The organism is Paenibacillus sp. FSL F4-0125 (genome assembly GCF_038008565.1).
GTDB lineage: Bacteria > Bacillota > Bacilli > Paenibacillales > Paenibacillaceae > Paenibacillus_AQ.
This window is the reverse complement of record NZ_JBBOZJ010000001.1, coordinates 5,572,668-5,588,415: the sequence shown is the minus strand read 5'-3', so window position 1 is coordinate 5,588,415 and position 15,748 is coordinate 5,572,668. Positions and strand designations below refer to the sequence as shown.

Genomic DNA, 15,748 nt, shown 5'->3' with positions numbered 1-15,748 from the left:
TACGGAATAGAGCAGCCCTTAGGTTTATCCTAAAGTGCGTTTCGACATCCAGAGCACACCGCTCTTGAGAATACGTGGAACCCGTCCTTTAACGGAGCGTTGGCCCATCAGACCAAATCCAGCTTTCTTGCCTAGCGAGCCTAAGGTACCTTTCAGACGAATAGTATGAAGCTTAGGGGTCTCGCCGCGCCATAAGGCTTGAATAACCTGAGCAACCTGCTCACCCTGCGCTCCTGCAGCTTGTGCGCTTGGAGCGAATGGCAGGCTGGCACAGTCGCCAATCACATACACTTCCGGATAATCAGGTATACGATAATACTCGTCCAGAATGATCCGTCCTCCGCGATCCTTCGGTACTGTTAATTCCTGAACAACCTTCACGGGTTGAATCCCTGCTGTCCATACCGTAACATCTGAAAGAATTTCTTCTGCACCGTTAAAAAGCGCATCTTTCTCAACGTGGGATACAGAGACACGTCCCAGCGTCTGTACTTGATGGTGATGAAACCATTCTTCCACGTACTGTGACAGCTTCGCCGGAAAAGCAGACAAGACACGTTCACCGCGATCCAGAATAGCAATATTAAGATCTGGTCGGCTCTCCCGAAGCTCTGCCGCCAATTCCACTCCACTTAGTCCACCGCCAACAATGTTTATCGTTCCATAAGGCTTCACATCGTTTAAGCGTTGATAAGTCTCCCGGGTCCCTGCAAAGGTCTGGATACTGCAAGTGTATTGATCAGCCCCAGGGATGTTATGGTAATTGTCAGTACAGCCTAGCGCAATGGCTAGAATGTCATAAGACACCGTTTCGTCAGGCTCCATTGTAACGATTTTGCTATCCAAATCAATGGAACTCACCTCACCGTAACGGATGGTAAGACGGGGATGAACCGGAAATTGAATCCGCAAGTGATAGTCCGTTACTGTACCTGCGGCAAGTGCATAATATTCCGTTTTGATTCCTTGATAAGGCATTCGGTCAATTAAGATAATTTCAATATCCTGAGGAAGATGATTATTGAGCAATTCTTGAATGAGGGCCAAGCCGCCATAGCCGCCGCCCAGAACGAGTAGTGTTCTCATGCTGACCGAACTTCCTTTCAATATAGGATAACGGATCTAAGGTAGTCTTTTATTCGTATACCTTTATCGGATTGTAGAACGTATCGCGTTCTACTGGAATTCGTCCAGCCCCTTTTACTAACCAAATCAATTCATCGCGTGTGAGGCCTTCAGGTGTTAAGGCGCCAGCCGCATGGCTAATACGTTCTTTAAGAATGGTGCCATGTACGTCAGAAGCACCGAAGTTCAGCGCAACCTGAGTTAGCTGAGGGCCGATATTAATGAAGTATGCTTTGATGTGATCGAAATTATCGAGCATCAATCTGCTGATCGCAATTGTCTTCAGATCCTCATAAGCGGAGTTGCGGCGCATAATCCCTGCATTCTTATTCTTAGGCTGCATAGATAATGGAATGAATACCATAAAACCAGAGGTCTCGTCTTGCAGATCGCGGATCTGCATCATGTGCCGAATACGGTCTTCATGAGACTCAATGGAGCCGTAGAGCATCGTTGTATGGGTCTTCATGCCAAGCTGATGTGCTGTACGGTGAACTTCCAGATACTCTTCCACATTAGCTTTATCAACGCGCATTTTTTTACGGTATTGATCGGATAATATTTCTGCGCCACCACCGGTAAGTGTTTTAAGACCTGCCGCACGCAGTTGTTCCAGAACCTCACGAATACTCAATCCGCTAATTCGGGTGAAAAAATCGATCTCAGCTGCTGTGTATGCTTTTAAGGTTACCTCAGGGAAACGTTCGTTCAAGGCTTTTAAAGAATCCACATAATACTGGAAAGGAACCTTGTCATTATGCCCACCCACGATATGGAATTCGCGTACACCTGGATGAATATGCTGTTCGACATATTGCACCATTTCCTGACCGGATAGGGTATAAGCACCCTCTTCTCCATCATCTTTGCGGAAATTGCAGAATGCACAATGTGATTCGCAAACATTGGTGAAATATAGACTCATATTTTCGATAAAATATACCCTGTTGTTGTTTTTTGCAAGATTAACTTCATTTGCTAATTGACCAATGGTAAGTAGGTCGTTACTTTGATATAAATAAACGCCATCTTCTAAATTCAATCTTTCGCCGCCGCGAACTTTTTCAATAATGTTCATCATTCGGGCGTCTGTTTGGGGGGTGAAAAGAGTAGACATGTTATGAATTCCTCCTGAAAGTTTTACGGGGTCCATTGCCCGCAGATAATTCCCAGACTTACCCAGACGGTAGCTGTTCATTCATGAAAATAAAGCGGAGGGTTAGCCTCCGTGACAAATTTCCGAATTTTTACTTATGTTTGCCTTCCTTATTATAAACCTCTCTTATATGGGGATCAACAGCTGGATATGGATGGTTTATTTTGGGGTGATAGGTCAAGCATAAGGCAGTTGTGACTTGAGGGTAATGGAATAGTGGGTTATACTGAGTTTATTAAGTATATATTTTTAAGAAAGCAACTTTTGACCGGAAGGTCTCTTAAACATAAGTTTTTCTTATGAAGTGAATCTAATTTATAGGAGGATATGATCATGATTAATATTAGCGAAAAGGCAGCAGAACAACTGAAGGCGATGCTTGCTGAACAAGAAGTGCCGAACATGTTCCTCCGTATTGGGGTAACGCCTGGCGGTTGCAGTGGATTCTCATACGCTATGGGCTTTGATGATAATGAAACCGATCAGGACGTATATATGGACATCCAAGAAATGAAGGTTGTCGTGGAGAAAGAGAATCTTCGTTACCTTGATGGTCTCGAAATTGATTTTGAAGAATCCGGCATGACGGGCGGCTTCACCATCAATAACCCGAACGCTACTGCAACCTGCGGCTGCGGCTCAAGCTTCCGGACAGCTACGGATGCAGGGAAACCGAACGAAGAGCCTTGCTAATTGCAACGACACGCCTCCAGGTCCTATGTTGAGTTCTAGAACATCGGGCTTGGAGGCTTTTTTTTATTCTCAATGACAAAAGTCATCACAAGGAGCTCTATGCATGCTGATAAGGAAATTAAACGCAGAAGAACAACCCCCTTTGCATCTGTTGTTATTAGCCGATCCTTCACAAAGTCTTGTTGAAGCGTATTTAAAAAGAGGTCAATGTTTTGTAGCTGAAATAGAAAATTGCATTATTGGTGTCTATGTTTTGCTACAAACGAGGCCTGAGACCGTAGAGCTAGTGAATATAGCCGTTGATGAGAAGCAGCAAAGTAAAGGAATAGGAAAACGGTTGGTCTATCATGCGATTGAGAATGCGAGATTACTTGGTGCGAAGACGATTGAAGTGGGTACCGGGAATTCAAGTGTAGGGCAGCTGGCTCTCTATCAGAAAAGTGGATTTAGAATTACCGGAATCGATAAAGACTTTTTTATCAGACATTATAGTGAAGAGATTGTTGAGAATGGGATTAAAGTAGTAGATATGATCCGTCTTTCATTAGATATATGAGTACAATACAAACAAAAGCCCTCCGACGGAATTCCGTGAGAGGGCTTCTGTTTGTTTCAGGGTACACTTAGGCTGGAATAATGAACTTGTAATTAATCATAAACACGATGAGCGCTGCGGCTCCAAGGGAAAAGGCAATACAGCCAGCACCCAATGCTCTGCGTCTGTCTTTAATGAATTTAAAGCCAATAGCGCAGATCAGTATAGTCGTTCCAGCCAATACGATGGACATCCCAAGCATGGCCACCCAATATAATACCTCGAAAAACTGAGCCATTCCGAGCCCTCCCCGCGCTGTTTTTTTTAAGAACCTCTGAGACATAATTATATAGTTAGAATTGAAAATGTAACCGCTATTAATAATACAACGATTTTGAAGATTATTCTAGTTATAGTGAACTCATCCATTACGATTAAAATGTCGAACGCTCAGCGATAAGATTCTTCAAAATCTGCAATCTAACTATGCATGGCTGAGATTGTTGTCGATACAAGCTCTAAGCCCTTTTTGCTAATAGCCTCTTCCTATACGGACAATCATACAAGAGGGCGGGACCTCTTCTGAGTAATGTATAGGGTAGGCTGGAATGTGAAAGGAGGGAAAGGACGATGTCGGGAAGACAGTTGGCTAGCAAATGGTTAAAGACAGAAGCATTGCTCAGTGACGCGAGGGTTTCTCATTATATACCAATGACGAGGGTGTATTCGGCTGACTCACTGTTAGCCATGCTCCGGAGATATGGAAATGTTGTTATTAAACCTATAGTTGGTGGCGGAGGTTACGGTGTAATCAAAGTATTTCGGGATAGCCGAGGTTATGGATTTACTTATATGGACAGAACTCGAATTTACAAGGATTTCAGATCCATGAGACGGGCGCTCCATTTCGTCAAGGTCAGACGCAGATATTTGATTCAACAGGGGATTTCTCTCGCCAGGATTGGCGGGCGTCCTATTGATTATCGGGTCAAGGTAGTGAAAAACGGTGCTGTATGGGAGTTTCGCTCCATGGTAGGAAGATTAGCTCGACCGGGCCTGTTCGTAACCAATTTATGTAAAGGTGGTACGATGCTTTCTTGTCGTGAAGGACTTCGCAGATCGTTGCCCCGGATGAAAGCATCGGCGAAGAAAGCGGAGATGCGTAGACTAACACTTGTATGTATTGAACTAATGGAGCGGCACTTCCCGGGAATAGGTGAACTGGGCTTTGATTATGCTGTGGATTATTCAGGTAAAATATGGATTTTGGAGGTTAATACAAGACCTCAGTAAATTAACAAATATTTTTAAATTGACGATAATAGAGTAGTGAGATAAAATTGCGTTTAGTTGCGTTCTTTTGGGGTAAATTATATTGTAATTTATTTACAATAAAAATATATTTTTAGCTGTATACAAGTGGTTCAATCCTGTGTATAACTATTATCCCCATATTCCACTGTGCAGTTATCACCTTTGTAACGCTTACGCACATATTATACACAGGATTTCCACATGTACTTGTGGATAACACGAACGCTTGTTCGAAAAATGATAGTTTGATATGATAGATTCAGATCCAAATACAGGAAAGGTAGATGAACGTTATGGTTGAATTGTCCGATGAGATGCTTCTAGACTCTTACCATAGAGCGATAGAATTGCAACTAGAGCATGATTTCATCGCTCTTCTACTCGTTGAGATTCGCAAACGAAACTTACACTCTCCAGTTCATGCGGTTCTTCATTAAAAGAGCGCAAAGTATACCTTTGTAGCTGGCTACATATAAATAAACCGCGAGTCACAAACATAAAAGGGTATCCTGATAGGCTGCTATTGATAGGCCTATCAGAATACCCTTTTTTATTGTAGTAGATAGAATTAGAGTTTCATATTACTGCTGTGACCTGGTGAAAGCTTAGCTTCCGGATCGATATAGACTTTTGCGTTATTCACAGCCGTTGGAGCTTCACCGAATCCTACAGCAATTAGCTTTAGCTTACCCGGATATGTGGTGATATCACCGGCCGCAAAGATACCTGGAATACTTGTTTCCATACGTGAGTCAACGACAATGGAGTTTCCTTCAATATCGATACCCCATTCTGCAATAGGTCCTAGCGAGGAAACAAATCCGAAATTGACGATTACACTGTCGACTTCGATCTCTTGTGTTTCCTTGGTTTTGATATGGGATAAGGTAACCTTAGTTATGAACTCGTCACCATGCAGTTCTGTAATTTCAGTAGGTGTAATTACGTTAACTTTGGAAGCCATCAGATTCTCTACGCTGTGTTCATGCGCACGGAATTTATCCCGGCGGTGAATCAGGGTTACCTGCTTCGCGATCGGCTCCAGCATTAGCGCCCAGTCTACTGCGGAATCTCCGCCACCGCTGATCAGAACTTTTTTATCTTTAAAGGCATTTAAATCATTCACAAAATAATGGAGGTTGGCTTTTTCAAACCGTCCTGCGTCTGGCAGTTCTAAACGGCGGGGTTCAAAAGCGCCTACACCAGCTGTGATGATAATAGCCTTACTGTGGTATTCTGCTACATCAGTTGTAACTACAAAATGGCGTTCGTCCCGTTTCTGAACAGAAATTACTTTCTCCTCCAGCCGGATATTCGATTGGAACATATCCATTTGCCGTGTCAGGTTGTCAACCAATTCTTGTGCAGTTACTTTTGGGAAACCTGCTACATCATAAATGTATTTTTCAGGATAAAGTGCAGCAAGTTGTCCTCCCAATTGGGGCATACTTTCAATAAGTGTTACTGATGCCTGACGCATCCCACCGTAAAATGCGGCAAACATGCCAGCTGGACCGCCACCTATGATTAAAAGGTCGCTCATAGGAACGCCGGATTGCTCTTGTGTCACGGGATATTACACCTCCGAGTTGATATATTCATTTTGCCATACTTGTATTCTTTCTTATTATAAACATTGTGACACATACCTGCAAAGAAAGACTTTAGAACACAATAAGAATGTGACGTTTTTTAGTATTTTAATGTTTGATTAATACTACACTAAGGTTTACAATGGATATGGTCAATTTAGAAATCCTTTAAGTTTGATTGGAATTTCTTCTAAATATAAGTGTATAAATTCACAAAAAGGACCGTACATTGTTTCAATAAAAAATACAAAGACAGATTTACCTCTTGGAAGGAGCCGGAACATGAGTAGTATTCCCAAAATCGTAATCTTAGGCGCGGGCTATGGGGGTATTTTGACCGCACAGCGCTTACAGAAGGCTTTGAACTATAATGAAGCGGATGTCACGCTCGTAAACCGTCACGAGTACCACTATTTTACTACCCATCTACATATGCCTGCTGCGGGTACAGATAGTATTGAACACACTCGGGTGTCTATTTCTAAACTAATCGATGAATTCAAGATCGATCTCGTTAAGTCATCTGTTCAGGAAATTCGTACCCAGCAGAAAAAGATTATTTTGGAGGATGGTACTCTTTCGTATGACTATCTCGTCATTGCTTTGGGCGGAGAGCCTGAAACCTTCGGTATCCCAGGACTTGATAAATACGCACTGACGATCCGGAGCATTAACTCCGTTCGTTTGATTCGTGAACATATTGAGTATCAATTTGCCAAATACAAGAACGAGAACAATGCTCAGGAGCATATCAATTTCGTAGTCGGTGGTGCCGGCTTTAGCGGAATTGAGTTTGTGGCCGAATTAGCGGACCGCATCCCTGGGTTGTGTAAAGAATTTGACGTTGATCCAAGCATGGTAAATATATATAACATAGAAGCTGCTCCAACAGCTCTGCCTGGATTTGCTCCTGAACTTGTTGAGTATGCGATGAACCTGCTCACTAAGAAGGGTGTTACATTCAAGATGGGCGTTGCGATCAAGGAATGCCTACCAAACGGTGTAATTCTGGCATCAGGCGAAGAGATTAAAGCTTCTACTATTGTCTGGACAGGCGGAATTCGCGGAAATCGTCTGATTGAAGCTGCAGGATTTGAAGCTATGCGTGGTCGTGTGAAAGTAGATGAATATTTACGTGCACCAGGCCAAGACAATATCTTCATTATTGGAGACGGCTCCTTGATGATTAACCCAGAAGGACGTCCTTACCCGCCAACAGCACAAATTGCTATGCAACAAGGAGAATGCTGTGCACATAATTTGGTGGCTGCGATCCGTAATCAACAACCAAAGAAATTCGCATTCAGCAATAAAGGAACAGTAGCTTCTCTAGGTAAAGGTCAAGGGATTGCTGTAGTTGGCAGCAAAACTTACAAGGGCTGGACTGCAGCTCAATTGAAAAAAGTTGTGGATATGCGCTATTTGTTCATTATCGGTGGGATTCCGCTGGTTCTGAAAAAAGGAAGATTCTTATAAGATGCGTCACTGCAGCGTGCAGGTGCGTGGATTGCTGACCCGAGAAGAATTGGACCGATACAACGGACTGATTGAGGTTGGATCTTATCTGGAGGATCAGAATCAGTACGATCTAGCGTATGTTGTTCAAAAGGAAATTGATCTGCTCATTCTCCCTGGCATTGAACGCTTAAAGGAAAAAGGGCGAGCGCGTGACCGGGCTACGGCCGAATTTTTGGAAAGTCTGCATGATGATGAAGATGACAGCGAAGAGGATGAGGAAGCAGGAACCTCGTTATAGCATTTAAAAAGGGTGAGTCTCCATAACGATCTGGAGACTCACCCTTTTTGTTAAAATATAAGAAAGTATAAGTTTCACATTATACATTATCCTTATATTTCTCGCATAAATGCTTACCGTCCTATTGGGACGCTGGCGTTTTTGCTTGTTACAATTTAAGCATTTCCTCAAAAGAATCCTCAGTCAGCAGGTTGCCGACATAGAAAGGTCCGAATTCACCGTAGCGAGCACTGACTTCGTCAAATCGCATTTCGTAGACCAGCTTCTTGAATTGCAGCGGATCTTCAGCGAACAAGGTTACACCCCATTCCCAATCATCAAAACCTACGGAACCGGTGATAATCTGTTTCACCTTACCAGCATAACCTCGTCCGATTAATCCGTGAGAAGCCATCAGCTCGCGGCGTTTATCCATATCAAGCATATACCAGTTATCGGCAAGCTCGCGTTTCTTGTTCATTGGATAGAAGCAAATATGCTTCGCCTGCGGCAAAACAGGCTTTAGACGTGCGATGACATGTGGATTCTGCATAGGGTCGCTACCATCGCTGCCCCCCGCAAGGTAGTTGCTTAATTCAACAATACTTACGTAGGAATAGGCTTTAGTTGTATATTGAGCAAAAGCTATTTTGTTAAAGGCTGTCTCAAGCTGGTTCAGAGCTTCCAAACTTTCACGCAAGAACATCATTACGAAATCGGCCTTCTGGCCAACGATGGAATATACTGCAGAGCTGCCTTCCTTCGCTTCTTCGACAGTGCTCCACTCCTGCATAAAAGCATGTAATTCTTCCAGAGCAACGGCACGTTCTTCATCATCTGCTGCCGTCCATGCGGTCCAGTTCAGTGAGCGGAAGTCATGCAATGCATACCAGCCTTCCAGTGTCATAGCGGCTTCGTTCATGATCTCACTCCTTAAAAGTTTTACGAAGCCTAAGCTTCGCTGAATAACTTCGCGTAAAACTTGCATCGAAAGCATACACTTAGTTTTACGAAGCCTAAGCTTCGCTGAATAACTTCGCGTAAAACTTGCATCGAAAGCATACACTTAGTTTTACGAAGCCTAAGCTTCGCTGAATAACATCGTGTAAAACTTGCTACGAAGCTCCTGCATCATAGACTATGTACGATTCATTAATCTATATGCATTGTATCGCAATCGAGTTACTTAGAGCAAATGATGACAATCTGTTGTAAGTGAATTAGGCCTAAATTTGAATAAAGTTCATTGCTTCGTGACATTTTTTCTAGTAAACTTACTACTAGCTCGTATAAGATGTGCGCTTCTTTATAGAAAGGGGTAGTGGCGGTAACATGGGGTTTATTCCAGTGTTTATCCTAACCGTTTTATTCTTTGTGATGATGTTTGGTATTGGATTTATTCTTAACATGTTAATGAAGACAACCTGGTTTCCCGCTTATCTATTCGTTCTTATTATTCTACCCGTCGTAGTCTATTCCATTTGGGATAGAAGCGCGATGTCGCTTTGGGAGCATCTCTCCAGTTTCCACTTTGTTGATTACTTAACGGGTGTTGCTGGTCTTGCAGGTGCTATATTGAGTGGATGGACCATTCAAAAACTGCGCTTTGGCGGTTACAAGATGTTTTAAAGATTTAATTGGAAGACCTGCGGCTCTGATGTGAGAGTCGTTTTTTTGAACATATAAGCTTTTTAGTTCTACGCTAAGAATCAATTTTGAAATTCAGCGAGAAACGGAACCTTCCTCTTCCAGAGGACAGCGAAGCCGTTTCTTCTTGTTTAATAGAGGTAGATAATCGTAAGAAAAAGCTGATTATATAGCGAAAAGAGTCGGAATTGGTAGTTTATTTACATTTCCGGCAACGTTTTTTATGATAGAATAGAATCCTGTATGAATTCGTGAAAACAAGGGGGTATCCGTAGATGCGCATGAGTAACTTACATCATTTCACCGAACATCATCGGTACTGCGTTTCCCGCGAATTTGGTCTTAGTGTTATAGATGGACGTATGCTTAGCTCTGTGTATCAACCTATGGTAGGAGCTTTTGCAATCAGTTTCTATCGCTTGCTGGTTGAACATGTGCCAGCAGATAGCATTGGCTATTCTGGAGTGGAGCAACAGCGCAGATTATTTATGACGCTAGGCGTTGAACCGAATGAGAAAGGCCGCAAATATTTAATAGATCAGGCTTCCCGGTTAGAAGCGGTAGGTCTGCTGCAGACCTGTCGAATCTATGTGCCGGAAACCGATGATTACTTATATGAATATGAGCTTATGCCGCCGCTATCGCCAGCTGACTTTTTTGCTACTCAGCATTTGACGTTGCTATTACGCGATAAGATCGGCAAATTCGCTGTGCTGTCCTTACGGGAACAATTCTGGAACCGAGAGCCAGAAGAGTGGAGTCGCAGATCCATAGGCAAAGAGAATATTTCCGTGCCTTTTTATGATATTTTTCAACTGAATACACATGTCATTGATTATGAACTGGAACAGGCACTTGCAGAAGTGGCCTCTGTGCGTCAGCCCGGCATGCGTGAATCCGGAGAACAGGCGATTGGATATAGCGATATTATTTTGCGTTTTCCACGGGAGTCTGTGAACCGGGCTCATGTAGAAAAACTTCGCTTTGACCATACTCAAATGGGTGTTATTAACTATGTAGCTCATAAGTATGAACTCAGTCCGCAGGATTTATGTCGTCTGCTGGATGAAGATGGCGTGTTCTCGCCGGAAGGCGAGGTAATATTGGATGCACTTCAATATAAAGCCAGCCAGCATTTCAGGCAAGATATGAAACGGCAGGAAAAGCGTGAAATTGCAGCTGCTAAGGTTGTTTCCATCCGGGCTAGTGCCTCCGAAGAGAATGATGATTCTATTGCGCCACCAGAGCAATCTGTAGAGATGGAGTTTTATGTAGAAGTACCACCACAATTTTTGTCCAAATGCGACATTCACCAATATAATATGATGCTGCGGAACGAACCTTATACGCGGCTGCTTCAAACCTTTTTCCCAGGTGCAGTACCCAGTCATTTGATGGATATGTTCGAGAAAATAGATTTGAACTATAAGCTAAGCGGTGAAGTGATCAACGTACTTATTCATTATTTAATGACTATGGTAGCCTCAGGTGGAGAACAACGAATGAACCGCAATTTTGTGGAGGCTATTGCTTCCAATATGCTGGTTAAACAAGTGAACACCTACGAGAAGGCTGTAAAATATATCAGGGATCAGTCCAAAGTGAAGGGCAAGGGTGCCACAACTAACACGGCAGCAGGACCACGATCACGTTCATATGCTAAAAATACAGGCAGATCGGCCAAGCCGGAAATACCGATTGGGCTGGACGATGGAAGTGCCGGAACGGTATCGGAAGAGGAATTCGCGGCGATGATGAAGAAAGCGGCAGAAATTAAAGCCAGCAAGAAAAAAGGCGTTTCCCAAGCGCCGTAATGAAAGAGAGGTGGAACTATGGAGTCTATGGGCGATGTACTTCGTTCGATCAACAATCCAACTCTACGGCAGCGTCAACGCGATCTTGAACAGGGGTTATTCAATCATCCACTTGTGAAGGCATTGCAGTCCGAACATCCTGAGCTGGATGAATCGCGACTGCGGCTTCATATGAGCCGTCTGTATCAATATGTTGAGGAAAGTCGCAACTGCGCGAACTGTCCGGGACTTGAGAAATGTCCAAATGATTTTCCGGGGCATTATAGTAAACTTACGGTAGAGACTGTGAATGGTTCAACGGATTTATATGAACGCAAAACGCCATGCCGTCTTAAAGTGGCACAGGATAGTCAGGATAGTATCCGCAAACGTATTCGCAGCTTTTATGTGGACGAGCGTGTGCTTAATGGCGGTTATGATGAAATAGATATTATGGGCAAGGATCCACGCCGGGTCTCGGCGGTTAATAAAATATTTGATTATATTACGAGCGTTAAAGATGAAGGTCTGACCTCACGCGGGATTTATTTACACGGAACCTTTGGAACAGGTAAAACATTTCTGATGTGTTACTTACTTCATGAGCTTGCTGTTGCCGGCTATACTGGAGTTATCGTATATATGCCGGATTTTATCGAGGATTTAAAATCGATCATGATGGACGGCCAGAAGTTAAAGGAAACCGTGGATACGATGAAAAACTGCGATTTGCTTATCTTTGATGACATTGGTGCAGAGAACTTAAATCCATGGGCGCGTGATCACGTGCTTGGCGCGATTCTAAATTATCGGATGAACCGTAAACCAACCTTCTATACCTCGAATTATCCGCTCGATGGTTTGGAGAAACATCTTAGCTTTACAAGCAAGGATGGCGAGGAAATCTATAAAGGCCAACGTTTGATGGATCGTATTGCTCCTTTTGTGGATGTTATTCCACTGCACGGGGAGAATCAACGGGGGACAATTAGATAAGCTGGAGTATTCAAAACCTTAAAATTCAGAGAGAGCAGCGATTCTCCGTTTATTGGAGGGTCGCTGTTCTCTGTTTTCTTTCTCTAATTACTTTTTTTAAAAAAAAGAAGCCTCCCTAAGCAGCATTCGCTACTTTTGAGACAGCCTCTTTTTATATTACGATGATTCCCTTACTCCGAAATGAACTTAATGATGACCATGCCGAAAAAGACAACGGTCATAAATGCAGTCATTCCGAAAAATCCATTCATTAAATCGCCTAGATCATTGCGGGGTTCTTCGTTGATGTGTTCTCGTGGGTCCCGTACTTGCGCGTTGACATCCATAGCTTCTGCCTCCTTACAGGGACAATGCCTGTATTGTTAAGATGCAATTTAAGTTGACCATTATGAAATAAGTCATTGACATTTAATGCGCTTTCTTAGAGTATACCGAAAGGCTGGGGAGATTGTAAAGAAAAGAGTAACGTAAATAAAATTAGTTTGAGGGCAATATAATTGTATGTGATATATAACATATCCCTTAAAGATATGTTATACTGGAATTGTGTCGGTAAGTGGTAATTTGGTTATCATATTACATGAAACAATTTATTAACTTATATTTTCGGAGCAGCTTCCATAAACTAAGCTTTGGTTTAGAATGGATTAATGTTTCGTAAAACTTTAGAGGAGGAACAATATCATGGCTATCGTGAACGTGTCTGACCAAACCTTCAGTAACGAAGTGGAAGGTCAAGGTACTGTAGTAGTAGACTTCTGGGCTCCTTGGTGTGGTCCTTGTAAGATGATTGCTCCAATCTTGGACGAATTGTCCGCAGAACTGGGAGACAGCGTGAAGATTGCAAAATTGAATGTGGATGAGAATCCGGAAACGGCTTCTCGTTTTGGCGTTATGAGTATCCCAACCCTGATCTTCTTCAAAGACGGTCAACCGGTAGATAAAGTTGTGGGATTGAACTCCAAAGAATCCCTGAAAAATATCGTAGCTAAACATCAATAATTGTTAAATGCTACTGTTCGGGCCTCGGCCCTGCCGCTCAGCGCCTTCGGTTCATTCCGGAGGCGTTTTGTGCGCTAAAAGCCAACTAATCATGGGTCCAATTTAGCTGGAGGGGATCAATTTGGACAATATCCGCAACAAACTGGCTCTATTACCCGATCTGCCCGGGTGCTATCTGATGAAGAATGAAGAAGGCACCATTATTTATGTGGGCAAGGCGAAGGTACTAAAGAATCGGGTTCGCTCTTATTTTACAGGCAGTCATAATGGTAAGACTCAGCGACTTGTCGCTAATATTGCTGACTTCGAATATATTGTTACGTCCAGCAACATGGAAGCGCTCATTCTCGAGTGCAATCTGATTAAGAAGCATATGCCACGTTATAACGTTCTTCTGAAGGACGATAAGACATTTCCTTATATCAAAATAACGAATGAAGCTCACCCTCGGCTTGAAGTTACACGCCGGGTGATTAAAGATAAAGCAAAATATTTTGGTCCTTATCCTAATGGTTATGCAGCACAGCAAACGAAAAAGCTTCTCGACCGTATGTATCCGCTCCGTAAATGCGGCGTAATGCCGAAGGAGGTCTGTCTCTACTACCACATGGGCCAATGCTTGGCGCCTTGTGAGAAGGAAGTGCAGAAATCTGAGTATGAGCAGATTACGCAAGATATCGCTGCTTTTCTAAGCGGAGGGCATGATGCGGTTAAGAAGGACTTACAGCAGAAAATGCAGGAAGCTGCTGAGGAATTATATTTTGAGCGGGCGAAGGAACTGCGGGATCAAATTATCCATATTGATGCATTAATGGAGAAACAGAAGATCAACACTACGGATACTAAGGATCGCGATGTATTTGGGTATGCCGTAGATAAGGGATGGATGTGTGTACAAATTCTGTACATGAGACAAGGGAAGATGATCCAGCGTCATTCCTCCGTCTTTCCTTTCTATGGGGAAGCCTACAGTGACTTTATGTCTTATGTGACGCAGTATTACAGTGATAATCCTGCCCTGCCGCAGGAGATTCTTCTACCGGATGTGCTTGACGAGGAAGCAGTGGTTGATAAAGAAGCTAAACCGGCAATTGTCATTGCTGCTCCAGCTGAAGAAGAGCTACAAAAGGGGGAAGATACCCCCGAATCACCTGAAGAAGCTGAGGCACGTGAAATCGCCGCTGCGGAAGCATCAGCAGCAGGTGTTGTTGATGCCGCAGGTGGCGCCTCTATTCTACAGGAGTGGCTCGGCATCAAAGTGCTGGTGCCACAACGTGGACTCAAGAAGCAGATGGTCGGTATGGCCTGCCAAAATGCTACAGTCGCAATCGACGAGAAGTTCCGGCTTATTGAACGAGATGAAGTACGTACCTCTGGTGCCGCAATGAGCTTAGGCGAGAGCTTGGGGCTCGAACGCTTAAGCCGGATCGAGGCGTTCGATAACTCGAATATTCAGGGGACCAATCCGGTCTCTGCGATGGTTGTCTTCATTGATGGCAAGCCCGCGCGAAAAGAGTATCGTAAATATAAAGTTCGTACAGTAGTGGGTGCGGATGATTATGGAACGATGCGCGAGGTCATCCGGCGGCGGTATGAACGGGTGCTGAAAGAGAACCTTCCGATGCCAGATCTTATCGTAGTCGATGGTGGTAAAGGGCAGATTTCTTCAGCTATTGATATTCTGGAGAACGAGCTGGGGTTATTCATTCCGGTCTGCGGTCTCGTTAAGGATGACAAGCATAAGACGGCTCAGCTTCTGGTTGGAGATCCGCCAGAACCCGTCTCTTTAGCTCGGGATAGTCAGGAGTTTTACCTGCTGCAACGGATTCAGGATGAGGTGCATAGGTTCGCTATCACCTTCCACCGTGAGCAGCGCGGGAAGTCCATGGTTACCTCTAAGCTGGACTCCATACCAGGTATAGGCGAGAAGCGGCGCAAGGCGTTGCTTAAGCATTTCGGATCGCTAAAGAAAATTAAAGAAGCCTCCATAGAGGATTTTAAATCACTTTCTATTGGCGAAAAGCTGGCTAGTCAAATTCTTGAGGCGCTCAAGGATGAAGAGCCGGCGACATAGGGCGTGTTTGCGTAAATACAAAAAAAAGGTGTCATAGCAGGTTTCTGCTGTGACACCTTTTTTATTATCGGGTATCCACCCGTTAC

At 43.6% G+C, this 15,748-nt stretch carries 17 protein-coding genes; 11 read left to right on the top strand and 6 right to left on the bottom strand.

The features are described from left to right. Positions 1 to 24 precede the first annotated feature (24 nt). Together NST74_RS24785 and mqnE are read right to left on the bottom strand one after the other, a co-directional pair. The gene (locus NST74_RS24785) at positions 25 to 1,086 is read right to left on the bottom strand and encodes an NAD(P)/FAD-dependent oxidoreductase (protein ID WP_341114973.1); all 1,062 of its coding nucleotides are present in this window, start codon (positions 1,084 to 1,086) and stop codon (positions 25 to 27) included. A gap of 49 nt (positions 1,087 to 1,135) precedes the next feature. After that, positions 1,136 to 2,242, bottom strand: coding sequence for an aminofutalosine synthase MqnE (gene mqnE, locus NST74_RS24780; protein ID WP_341114970.1), 1,107 nt, complete (start codon positions 2,240 to 2,242; stop codon positions 1,136 to 1,138). Between the two features lie 372 nt (positions 2,243 to 2,614). Between mqnE and NST74_RS24775 the strand changes: the two genes are divergently transcribed. Continuing rightward, positions 2,615 to 2,974 carry a HesB/IscA family protein gene (locus tag NST74_RS24775; RefSeq protein ID WP_042191575.1) on the top strand — a complete coding sequence of 120 codons (360 nt, stop codon included), beginning with the start codon at positions 2,615 to 2,617 and terminating at the stop codon, positions 2,972 to 2,974. A gap of 103 nt (positions 2,975 to 3,077) precedes the next feature. Beyond that, entirely contained in the window at positions 3,078 to 3,530 is a 453-nt protein-coding gene (locus tag NST74_RS24770; RefSeq protein ID WP_341114968.1) for a GNAT family N-acetyltransferase, read from the top strand. 67 nt (positions 3,531 to 3,597) lie between these two features. On the opposite strand, the gene NST74_RS24765 is transcribed toward NST74_RS24770, so the two are convergent. Then, on the bottom strand, positions 3,598 to 3,807 hold the full coding sequence (locus NST74_RS24765) for a hypothetical protein (RefSeq protein WP_042130893.1): 210 nt from the start codon (positions 3,805 to 3,807) through the stop codon (positions 3,598 to 3,600). Between the two features lie 332 nt (positions 3,808 to 4,139). Here NST74_RS24765 and NST74_RS24760 point away from each other — a divergent pair, with 332 nt between their 5' ends. Continuing rightward, a complete protein-coding gene (locus tag NST74_RS24760; protein ID WP_076119499.1) occupies positions 4,140 to 4,802 on the top strand; it encodes a YheC/YheD family protein in 663 nt (220 codons plus the stop codon). Positions 4,803 to 5,116: 314 nt separating this feature from the next. After that, positions 5,117 to 5,260 carry a sporulation histidine kinase inhibitor Sda gene (locus NST74_RS24755; protein ID WP_036685584.1) on the top strand — a complete coding sequence of 48 codons (144 nt, stop codon included), beginning with the start codon at positions 5,117 to 5,119 and terminating at the stop codon, positions 5,258 to 5,260. 131 nt (positions 5,261 to 5,391) lie between these two features. On the opposite strand, the gene NST74_RS24750 is transcribed toward NST74_RS24755, so the two are convergent. After that, the gene (locus NST74_RS24750; RefSeq protein WP_445668211.1) at positions 5,392 to 6,366 is read right to left on the bottom strand and encodes an NAD(P)/FAD-dependent oxidoreductase; all 975 of its coding nucleotides are present in this window, start codon (positions 6,364 to 6,366) and stop codon (positions 5,392 to 5,394) included. Positions 6,367 to 6,697: 331 nt separating this feature from the next. Between NST74_RS24750 and NST74_RS24745 the strand changes: the two genes are divergently transcribed. Together NST74_RS24745 and NST74_RS24740 are read left to right on the top strand one after the other, a co-directional pair. After that, positions 6,698 to 7,891, top strand: a complete 1,194-nt coding sequence (locus NST74_RS24745) for an NAD(P)/FAD-dependent oxidoreductase (RefSeq protein WP_042130890.1) — start codon at positions 6,698 to 6,700, stop codon at positions 7,889 to 7,891. A 1-nt stretch (position 7,892) separates the two neighbouring features. Next, on the top strand, positions 7,893 to 8,171 hold the full coding sequence (locus NST74_RS24740) for a hypothetical protein (protein WP_341114963.1): 279 nt from the start codon (positions 7,893 to 7,895) through the stop codon (positions 8,169 to 8,171). 148 nt (positions 8,172 to 8,319) lie between these two features. Here the strand turns inward: NST74_RS24740 and hemQ are convergent, their stop codons facing one another. Continuing rightward, entirely contained in the window at positions 8,320 to 9,072 is a 753-nt protein-coding gene (hemQ, locus tag NST74_RS24735; RefSeq protein WP_339288012.1) for a hydrogen peroxide-dependent heme synthase, read from the bottom strand. Positions 9,073 to 9,482: 410 nt separating this feature from the next. Here hemQ and NST74_RS24730 point away from each other — a divergent pair, with 410 nt between their 5' ends. From NST74_RS24730 to dnaI, 3 genes are all read left to right on the top strand, one after another. Then, positions 9,483 to 9,779 (top strand): YuiB family protein, encoded by a 297-nt coding sequence (locus NST74_RS24730; RefSeq protein ID WP_042130887.1) that lies wholly within the window; start codon positions 9,483 to 9,485, stop codon positions 9,777 to 9,779. A gap of 293 nt (positions 9,780 to 10,072) precedes the next feature. After that, the gene (locus NST74_RS24725) at positions 10,073 to 11,611 is read left to right on the top strand and encodes a DnaD domain protein (RefSeq protein WP_341114958.1); all 1,539 of its coding nucleotides are present in this window, start codon (positions 10,073 to 10,075) and stop codon (positions 11,609 to 11,611) included. An 18-nt stretch (positions 11,612 to 11,629) separates the two neighbouring features. Further along, positions 11,630 to 12,586, top strand: a complete 957-nt coding sequence (dnaI, locus tag NST74_RS24720; RefSeq protein ID WP_042130885.1) for a primosomal protein DnaI — start codon at positions 11,630 to 11,632, stop codon at positions 12,584 to 12,586. Positions 12,587 to 12,756: 170 nt separating this feature from the next. Here dnaI and NST74_RS24715 read toward each other — a convergent pair whose 3' ends face one another. Then, positions 12,757 to 12,912 (bottom strand): YqzM family protein, encoded by a 156-nt coding sequence (locus NST74_RS24715; protein ID WP_094871648.1) that lies wholly within the window; start codon positions 12,910 to 12,912, stop codon positions 12,757 to 12,759. Between the two features lie 358 nt (positions 12,913 to 13,270). On the opposite strand from NST74_RS24715, the gene trxA reads away from it, so the two are divergent. Together trxA and uvrC are read left to right on the top strand one after the other, a co-directional pair. After that, entirely contained in the window at positions 13,271 to 13,588 is a 318-nt protein-coding gene (gene trxA, locus NST74_RS24710) for a thioredoxin (RefSeq protein WP_042130884.1), read from the top strand. 115 nt (positions 13,589 to 13,703) lie between these two features. Beyond that, positions 13,704 to 15,662 (top strand): excinuclease ABC subunit UvrC, encoded by a 1,959-nt coding sequence (uvrC, locus tag NST74_RS24705; RefSeq protein ID WP_375105298.1) that lies wholly within the window; start codon positions 13,704 to 13,706, stop codon positions 15,660 to 15,662. Positions 15,663 to 15,748 lie beyond the last annotated feature (86 nt).

Coding starts and splice junctions, on each gene's coding strand:
- mqnE (WP_341114970.1), bottom strand. CDS start 2,242: ATGTCTACTCTTTTCACCCCCCAAACAGACGCCCGAATGATGAACATT.
- trxA (WP_042130884.1), top strand. CDS start 13,271: ATGGCTATCGTGAACGTGTCTGACCAAACCTTCAGTAACGAAGTGGAA.
- NST74_RS24740 (WP_341114963.1), top strand. CDS start 7,893: ATGCGTCACTGCAGCGTGCAGGTGCGTGGATTGCTGACCCGAGAAGAA.
- NST74_RS24775 (WP_042191575.1), top strand. CDS start 2,615: ATGATTAATATTAGCGAAAAGGCAGCAGAACAACTGAAGGCGATGCTT.
- NST74_RS24725 (WP_341114958.1), top strand. CDS start 10,073: ATGCGCATGAGTAACTTACATCATTTCACCGAACATCATCGGTACTGC.
- NST74_RS24760 (WP_076119499.1), top strand. CDS start 4,140: ATGTCGGGAAGACAGTTGGCTAGCAAATGGTTAAAGACAGAAGCATTG.
- NST74_RS24750 (WP_445668211.1), bottom strand. CDS start 6,366: ATGAGCGACCTTTTAATCATAGGTGGCGGTCCAGCTGGCATGTTTGCC.
- NST74_RS24785 (WP_341114973.1), bottom strand. CDS start 1,086: ATGAGAACACTACTCGTTCTGGGCGGCGGCTATGGCGGCTTGGCCCTC.
- NST74_RS24715 (WP_094871648.1), bottom strand. CDS start 12,912: ATGGATGTCAACGCGCAAGTACGGGACCCACGAGAACACATCAACGAA.
- NST74_RS24730 (WP_042130887.1), top strand. CDS start 9,483: ATGGGGTTTATTCCAGTGTTTATCCTAACCGTTTTATTCTTTGTGATG.
- dnaI (WP_042130885.1), top strand. CDS start 11,630: ATGGAGTCTATGGGCGATGTACTTCGTTCGATCAACAATCCAACTCTA.
- NST74_RS24755 (WP_036685584.1), top strand. CDS start 5,117: ATGGTTGAATTGTCCGATGAGATGCTTCTAGACTCTTACCATAGAGCG.
- NST74_RS24745 (WP_042130890.1), top strand. CDS start 6,698: ATGAGTAGTATTCCCAAAATCGTAATCTTAGGCGCGGGCTATGGGGGT.
- NST74_RS24765 (WP_042130893.1), bottom strand. CDS start 3,807: ATGGCTCAGTTTTTCGAGGTATTATATTGGGTGGCCATGCTTGGGATG.
- hemQ (WP_339288012.1), bottom strand. CDS start 9,072: ATGAACGAAGCCGCTATGACACTGGAAGGCTGGTATGCATTGCATGAC.
- NST74_RS24770 (WP_341114968.1), top strand. CDS start 3,078: ATGCTGATAAGGAAATTAAACGCAGAAGAACAACCCCCTTTGCATCTG.